General features: G+C 38.9%; 9 protein-coding genes. 8 read left to right on the forward strand and 1 reads right to left on the reverse strand.

Annotation, left to right across the window (positions count from 1 at the left end):
- Positions 1–316 precede the first annotated feature (316 nt).
- The 7 genes from acpP (at position 317) to G322_RS0115725 (ending at position 6,691) form a co-directional block, all read left to right on the forward strand.
- Positions 317–550, forward strand: coding sequence for an acyl carrier protein (gene acpP / locus G322_RS0115695; RefSeq protein ID WP_022942683.1), 234 nt, complete (start codon positions 317–319; stop codon positions 548–550).
- Positions 551–771: 221 nt separating this feature from the next.
- Positions 772–2,013, forward strand: a complete 1,242-nt coding sequence (fabF, locus tag G322_RS0115700; protein ID WP_022942684.1) for a beta-ketoacyl-ACP synthase II — start codon at positions 772–774, stop codon at positions 2,011–2,013.
- 403 nt (positions 2,014–2,416) lie between these two features.
- Positions 2,417–3,232: an aminodeoxychorismate lyase gene (pabC, locus tag G322_RS0115705; RefSeq protein ID WP_022942685.1), complete on the forward strand. Its 816-nt coding sequence runs from the start codon at positions 2,417–2,419 to the stop codon at positions 3,230–3,232.
- Positions 3,233–4,231 (forward strand): endolytic transglycosylase MltG, encoded by a 999-nt coding sequence (gene mltG, locus G322_RS0115710; protein WP_022942686.1) that lies wholly within the window; start codon positions 3,233–3,235, stop codon positions 4,229–4,231. It abuts the gene before it with no gap.
- Between the two features lies 1 nt (position 4,232).
- Positions 4,233–4,889 carry a dTMP kinase gene (gene tmk, locus G322_RS0115715; protein ID WP_022942687.1) on the forward strand — a complete coding sequence of 219 codons (657 nt, stop codon included), beginning with the start codon at positions 4,233–4,235 and terminating at the stop codon, positions 4,887–4,889.
- The gene (gene holB, locus G322_RS0115720) at positions 4,890–5,906 is read left to right on the forward strand and encodes a DNA polymerase III subunit delta' (RefSeq protein ID WP_022942688.1); all 1,017 of its coding nucleotides are present in this window, start codon (positions 4,890–4,892) and stop codon (positions 5,904–5,906) included.
- Positions 5,900–6,691: a TatD family hydrolase gene (locus G322_RS0115725; RefSeq protein WP_022942689.1), complete on the forward strand. Its 792-nt coding sequence runs from the start codon at positions 5,900–5,902 to the stop codon at positions 6,689–6,691. Before holB ends, G322_RS0115725 begins: the two co-directional genes overlap by 7 nt.
- 40 nt (positions 6,692–6,731) lie before the next feature.
- Here G322_RS0115725 and G322_RS22450 read toward each other — a convergent pair whose 3' ends face one another.
- Complete coding sequence (locus G322_RS22450) at positions 6,732–6,971, reverse strand: hypothetical protein (RefSeq protein WP_022942690.1); 240 nt, start codon at positions 6,969–6,971, stop codon at positions 6,732–6,734.
- Between the two features lie 332 nt (positions 6,972–7,303).
- On the opposite strand from G322_RS22450, the gene G322_RS0115735 reads away from it, so the two are divergent.
- Positions 7,304–7,569, forward strand: a 266-nt coding sequence (locus G322_RS0115735; RefSeq protein ID WP_022942691.1) for a helix-turn-helix domain-containing protein, incomplete at its 3' end; no start/stop codon positions are given.

Below are 7,569 nucleotides of genomic sequence, written 5' to 3' on the forward strand. Positions count from 1 at the left end.
AGTTGCGTGCTTTCGTCTTGAACTCAAAGCAACTGACTTAACATCAGTGAATGTGCTTAGGGTAAAAGCAACCAAGCTCCGCGCTTTCGCCTTGTATTTAGCACCATCACTTAGTCTAAATTATCATTTCGGTTTTTTTGTACAATAAAAAAACAGAAAAGTTCAACTCAATAAACAAAAATTTGGCTTTTATCAATTAATTGATTAAAATCCAAAAATAACTGGTCTAACCAGTGATAGAATACTTGAAAATAAAATGCGATAGCATAAACTACCGCCATTAACGCATAAAGCGTATTCACAAAGGAAAATAAAAATGAGCAATCTTGAAGAACGCGTAAAAAACATCATCGTTGAGCAACTAGGTGTACAACTAGATGAAGTTGTAAACACAGCTTCTTTCGTTGACGATTTAGGTGCTGACTCTTTAGATACAGTTGAGCTAGTAATGGCGCTTGAAGAAGAATTTGATACTGAGATTCCTGATGAAGAAGCAGAGAAAATTACAACTGTTCAATCAGCTATCGATTACGTTACAAACAACGGTTAATCATTAGCCTATACCCGTCACCATTCATAGTGCAAAATTCAGCAAATTGTGAAGGAACAGATTCTAGGCAGAAAGCTGAGGGTCTAACGGGTTCACGGGTATAAGTGAAAAATATTTTAAAGGCGGTCTATGACCGCCTTTTCTGTTTTTCTAACTAACTGTTTTTAGCGTAGAATGATTAGTTAGAGAAATTGTTCAGTAATTTATTTGAGGAGAATAAAGTGTCAAAACGTAGAGTTGTGATCACAGGTTTAGGTTTATTAACGCCAGTTGGTAATTCAGTTGAGTCTTCATGGGAAGCGATTCAAGCAGGTAAAAGTGGTATCTCAAATATTGAACATTTTGATACTGAAAAATTTGCTTGTAAATTTGCAGGTCTGGTCAAAGATTTCAATGTTGAAGATTACATGTCTAAGAAAGAGGCGCGTAAAATGGATGCCTTTATTCAATATGGTGTCGCGGCTGCAGATCAGGCTTTAAAAGACTCTGGTATTATCGTTACCGAAGAGAACGCAGATCGTATCGGTGTTGCAATCGGCTCTGGTATTGGTGGAATCTCAACCATTGAAACAAATGTACGTAATATTGATAAAAGTGGCCCGCGTAAAATTAGCCCATTTTTTATCCCTGCAACGATTATTAACATGATCTCGGGTCATGTATCAATCAATAATGGTCTTAAAGGGCCAAATATCGCGGTCACGACTGCTTGTACAACAGGTACACACAGTATCGGTTTAGGCGCACGTATGATTCAATATGGCGATGCGGATATGATGCTAGTGGGTGGTGCTGAAAAAGCGTCAAGTGAATTAGGTATGGGCGGTTTTGCTGCTGCGCGCGCACTTTCAACGCGTAACGATTCACCAGAAACAGCAAGTCGTCCTTGGGATGAGTCTCGCGATGGGTTTGTATTAGGTGATGGTGCTGGCGTATTAGTACTTGAAGAGTATGAACATGCGGTTGCACGTGGCGCAAAAATTTATGCTGAGTTTGTTGGTTTTGGTATGAGTGGTGATGCTCACCATATGACGTCACCGCCAGCAGATGGTGCGGGCGCTGCACAATCAATGAGAAATGCACTCAAAGATGCAAAAATTAAACCATCACAAATTCAATATATCAATGCACATGGTACCTCAACACCCACAGGTGATATTGCTGAAACTAATGCGGTTAAAAGTGTTTGGGGCGATGCTGCCAAAGATGTGATGATGAGTTCAACAAAATCGATGACAGGTCATCTATTAGGTGCTGCGGGGGCAATTGAAGCGGTATTTAGTATACTTGCACTGCGCGACCAAGTTGCACCACCAACAATTAACTTGGTTAACCCAAGTGAAGGCTGTGATTTAGATTACGTAACCGATGGTAAAGCACGTCCTGCTCATATTGAATATGCACTTTCAAATTCATTTGGTTTTGGTGGCACAAACGGTACACTGATCTTCAAACGTATCTAATTTTTTAAAATAATGTAATACCAGTTAACACTCAAAATGCTTTATTCAGTCGTTAGCTTGTATACCAAGGCAAGGCGCAATATGATGGCCTTACGAGAGATTAATAAAAAGACATTAATCCTCTATCGGTAGAATGAAATAAAAGACTTTCATTCTTTAATGGCTAGCCCTTATCGAATATTGTAACGTAGAATTGGTTTGCAAGCTAACGACCCATGAGGCAAGCCGAGAGGAAGATATCTTCGGTGTTAGAAAGTTTTGATTTAACCCGTTAGATCTTCAGCTTTCTGCCTAGAATCTATTCACCTCTCGACTTGCTGAATTTTGCATATTGAGCGTTAACTGGTATACAATAAAAACCCGATTTAATGTCGGGTTTTTTTATGTCAGTAAGAAAGAGACCATGTTAATTAACGGAATTGAATCAGATAAAATTAGTGCAATAGACAGAGGTCTCGCTTATGGCGACGGTCTATTTTCAACCATGAAAGTGGAATATGGACAGGTGCAGCTGTGGGATTTTCATCTACAACGTCTACAATTGGGTGTTAAAAAGCTATTTTTTCCTGCTGTTAATTGGTCACAATTAAGTGCTGAGGTTTTACACGTTGCAAAAACAGTTGCACATGAAAAACAAAGTGTGATAAAAATTATCCTCACGCGTGGCAGTGGTGGGCGAGGTTATAGCACCCAAGGATGTGATTCACCACAACGCATTATATCAACCAGTGCTTATCCTGATTTTTATAAACAGTGGCAAGAGCAAGGAATCAAACTGATTTTGTGTGAATCACAGCTTGGCAGTAATTCGCAACTTGCAGGGCTTAAAACTTTAAATCGTTTAGAGCAAGTGTTGATAAAAAAAGAGCTTGAGAACAAGCAAGCTACTGAGGGCATTGTTTGTGATAACCAAGGTGTTGTGATTGAAACCTGTAGCGCCAACCTGTTTATCTACCTTGATAATGTTTGGCAAACACCCCTACTTGATCGATGTGGTGTAGCAGGGGTACAACGTAGGCAAGTGATGTTATTGGCTAAAAAAGCAGGTATAGAGGTGGTAGAAACTGAACTTCATATTAATGCGCTTAAACGGGCGAAAGCACTCTGTTTAACCAATGCGTTGATGGGCATTGTACCGGTCAATCAGTACCAACAACAGGTTTTTGAACCCTCACTCTGTCGGTCGTTACAATCTTTAATTAAGCAAGGAAATTCATAAATGAGCTTTAAAAAAATAGCCAGTGCATTTTTACTTTTATTGGCGTTGCTTTTCATTGCCCTATTTTTTGCCAAACAACAGATAGATGATTATTTAACCAAACCTTTACTTGATAAAACCCAGCTGATTATCGTAAAAAAGGGCAGTCATTACTCTCGTTTAGGGGATAACCTGCTAGCACAGTCAATTGTTACCGATCTACGCTGGTGGAAAGTCATTGGTAAATTACATCCTGAGTTAACGCAAATAAGATCTGGCACGTATCAAATTAAAGAGGGGTTTAATTTACAAGATATTTTACGCATGATTAATAGTGGTAAAGAGTACCAGTTCAGAGTTACTTTTGTAGAGGGCAGTACCTTTAAAGAGTGGATCTCTAGCATCAACGATGCTGAACTATTAAAGCCACTGCAAAAAACAGAAGCACAAATAATAGCATCATTAAACATCCCGCATAAAAAATTGGAAGGGTTACTGTTTCCTGAAACCTACCATTACAGCGCCAATATGAGTGCTTATAAAATAGTGAAAAAGGCGTATCTCCACCAATCAAAAACACTTGAAAAATTGTGGTCTGAAAGAGAAAAAGGACTGCCTTATAAAACACCTTATGAAGCGTTGATCATGGCCTCTATTATTGAAAAAGAAAGTAGCTTGTCGGATGATCGTGACAAAATATCATCCGTGTTTGTAAATCGTTTGCGCAGAGGGATGCGCTTACAAACGGATCCTACTGTTATCTATGGCATGGGAGATCGCTACAAAGGGCGTATTCGCAGTAAAGATCTGCGTGAAAAAACAATTTATAATACTTATCAAATTAATGGCTTACCTCCTACGCCAATTGCAATGCCCAGCGAAGCTGCATTGTATGCGACCCTACACCCCGCAAAAACAAAGTATCTCTATTTTGTGAGTAAAGGAGACGGTACCTCTTATTTCTCAAAAAACTTAAAAGAGCATAATCGCGCCGTTAGAAAATATATTTTAGGAAAATAACATGTCATCTCAACAAAAATTAGCCAATAAATTTATTGTTATTGAAGGATTAGAAGGAGCGGGGAAAAGCACTGCCATCGCTTATATCGGTAAATGGCTTGCCCTGCAAAATATGCCTAATGATAAAATCACTTATACACGTGAGCCGGGTGGTACTGAACTTGCTGAGCGGATGCGTGATATTGTAAAAATGGATGTACAGGGTGAAGAGTTACAGGACAAAGCGGAGCTACTTATTATGTATGCAGCGCGTGTGCAACTGGTTGAGCATGTGATTAAACCTGCGCTAAAAAACAATCATATTGTGGTTGGTGATCGTCATAACTGGAGCTCTCTCGCTTATCAAGGGGGGGGACGTGGCATTGAACGTACATTGATTGAAGCGATAAAACAGGTCTCTTTAGGCAATTTTAAAGCGGATTTTACCCTCTATTTAGATATTGATCCGAAGCTTGGTCTTAGTCGTGCGCGTGGTCGTGGCGAGTTAGACAGAATAGAGCGTTTGGCTATTGATTTTTTTGAGCGCACTCGTCAGGTGTTTTTGCAGTTAGTGGAAAAAGAGAAAAATGCGGTGACTATCGATGCAAGTCAAACACCCACATTCGTTGAAAAAGCGATCTGCAAACAGCTTGATCATTGGTTAGCGAGTTTAACATAGATGCCACAATCAAACGTGCCTACGCCTTGGCTTGATCCTATTTTTGAAACCCTTAAACAGAACTATCAAAATAGCCGTTTTGCACATGCTCTGCTTTTTACTGGCAGTACGGGCTTAGGGAAATTTAAACTTGCACTGCGCAGTGCAAAATATCTTTTATGTGATAACAAACAGAGTAACGGCTCATGTGGAAACTGTCATGCTTGCAACTTATTTGATGCACAAAATCATCTAGATTTTCATCTACTACAAAGTGAGAATAATAAAGCGATTGGCATTGAACAGGTACGTAGCTTAATTAATACACTCAATGAACGCCCACACTTAGGTGACAATAAAGTCGTTGTTATTAAAGATGTACAACTACTCAGCACTGCGGCTGCCAATGCGCTTTTAAAAACCTTAGAGGAGCCACAGGGTAATAGTTACCTTATTCTGTTGAGCCGTACGCATCATCAACTGATGCCAACTCTGTATAGCCGTGTTCAGCATACCCATCTTCATAGTCCCAATGATAAACAACTCACCAGTTGGCTTGAGCAACAGGGCGTAGCCGTGACAGATAAAGGGGTTTTACGACAGTTTCAAAACTGCCCGTTAATTTTACTTAATCATTTAAAAGCATTACAGAAAGGTGAAGCGACGGATGAACGCCGAAATTGTGTTGAGGGGCTGTTTACCTTGCTTAATCAAGCTGAAAGCTTGTTTGATTTTAGCCAGTTCCTTGGCAAAGAGGTTGAGTCTCGTTTACAGCTGCTGTTTTTCATGTTGCATGATCTGCATAAACTCAAACTGACAGGGCAAGGTTTAAATGATGATGCAGTTTACTTTTTTGCATTGCCTCAATTGCAAATATGGAGTGAACAGATAACCCTGAAGAGTCTGCGTTATCTCAATAGTGAACTGTTAAAAACCCGTGCTCTATTAGTTGAGCATTCAGGCTTGAAAAAAGAGTTACTTATTTCTGCGTTATTAATAAAAATTAAAAAAGAGTTTAAGGAACAAGCTGTATGTTAGTTGATTCACATTGCCATTTAGACCGTTTAGATTATGACAAAAAACATAAAAATTTAGACGATGTTATCAATAAAGCAAAAGTAAAAGGGATCAACTATTTTATGAGTGTTTGTGTCACGCTCAAAGATTACCCTGCGATGGCTGAACTTATTAAAGAACATGATGAGATATTTAGTAGCTGTGGTGTGCATCCACTTTATTATGATGAAAAGAATAAAGATGAGGTGCTCGATGAAGCATTACTTTTAGCATACGCAAGTAGCGATAAAGTGGTTGCCATTGGCGAAACAGGACTCGACTTTTTCTATGCACCTGAAACTAAAGATTGGCAGATAGACTGTTTTCGTAAACAAATTCGTGTTGCTAAAAAACTTAATAAACCCTTGATCATTCATACCCGTGCAGCGCGCCAAGAAACCTTAGACATATTAACAGAAGAGGGGGCAGATCAAGTCGGTGGTGTACTGCATTGTTTTACAGAATCACTTGAGATGGCTATTGAAGCAATGCAGATGGGCTTTTATATCTCTGTTTCAGGTATCGTCACTTTTAAAAATGCCAAAGAATTACAAGCAGTGATAAAAGAGATCCCCTTGGAGCGATTATTAGTCGAAACAGATGCACCTTATCTTGCACCCGTGCCACACAGAGGGCAAGAGAATGAGCCCGCGTTTACCGCAGATGTCGCAAAATTTGTTGCTGACTTAAAAGGGGTAAGTGTAGAGGAGTTAGCGAAAGTGACCTCTGATAACTTTTTTAATCTTTTTACACAAGCAAAGCGTTAAGCTAGAAGGCTAAAGCAGTAAAAGATTAGCCTTTTAAATACTATATTTTAACAACTTGGGCAGACCAACCACAGTGAGATTTTTCAGCAATAATAAGTACATCTTCTGTTTCATTCGCCATCGCGAGTAACCCAGTCGCTGACCAAATTGCACTTTTTTCAATAGGTAAACTGCCTCCTGTCGGTTGATTATGGTTAGCCATCGCAACAAGTATATTAAATTCGTTTGCATAATTTTTCATTGTTAGGCTATCACTCTCATATCCACTTTCAGTGATCATGACACCTGCTATATAAACAGTTGCTCCTTGTTGAACACACTGAGTAATGAGAAGAGTGGCTACTATCAGCGCAAATAGCATTAGCAATTTTTGTATTATTTATGGTGAGGCAATGATGCGCTCTACCTTCACTAAAATAAGCCTCTTCTCCGGGATGTAAGTGCATCTTTGCATAACTATACCCATGATCTTTGAAAAGACTTCTCATTTAGGAAAATTAAGTTGAAATTTAAATTTAAAAGATCAAACTGTCTATACCCATGATCTTTGAAAAGACTTCTCATTTAGGAAAATTAAGTTGAAATTTAAATTTAAAAGATCAAACTGTCTATATGCAAATATCATTATCCTATCAGCAAAAAAAGATTTTAGAATCTCGCCATAAAATGAGCAGGGATAAGCGCGAGTGCGATAGAATAAAAGCGATTTTATTATCTGCTGAAGGTTGGTCTGAGGAGTTAATATCTCAGGCGCTACGAAAACACAAAACAAGTATTACTCGACATTTAAATGATTATGTCACCAGTCAAAAAATAACATCGGATAATGGTGGTTCTGAGGGCTACCTTAGTGAAGCACAAACAGAATTAGTTGTTGA

The organism is Psychromonas hadalis ATCC BAA-638, assembly GCF_000420245.1.
GTDB lineage: Bacteria > Pseudomonadota > Gammaproteobacteria > Enterobacterales > Psychromonadaceae > Psychromonas > Psychromonas hadalis.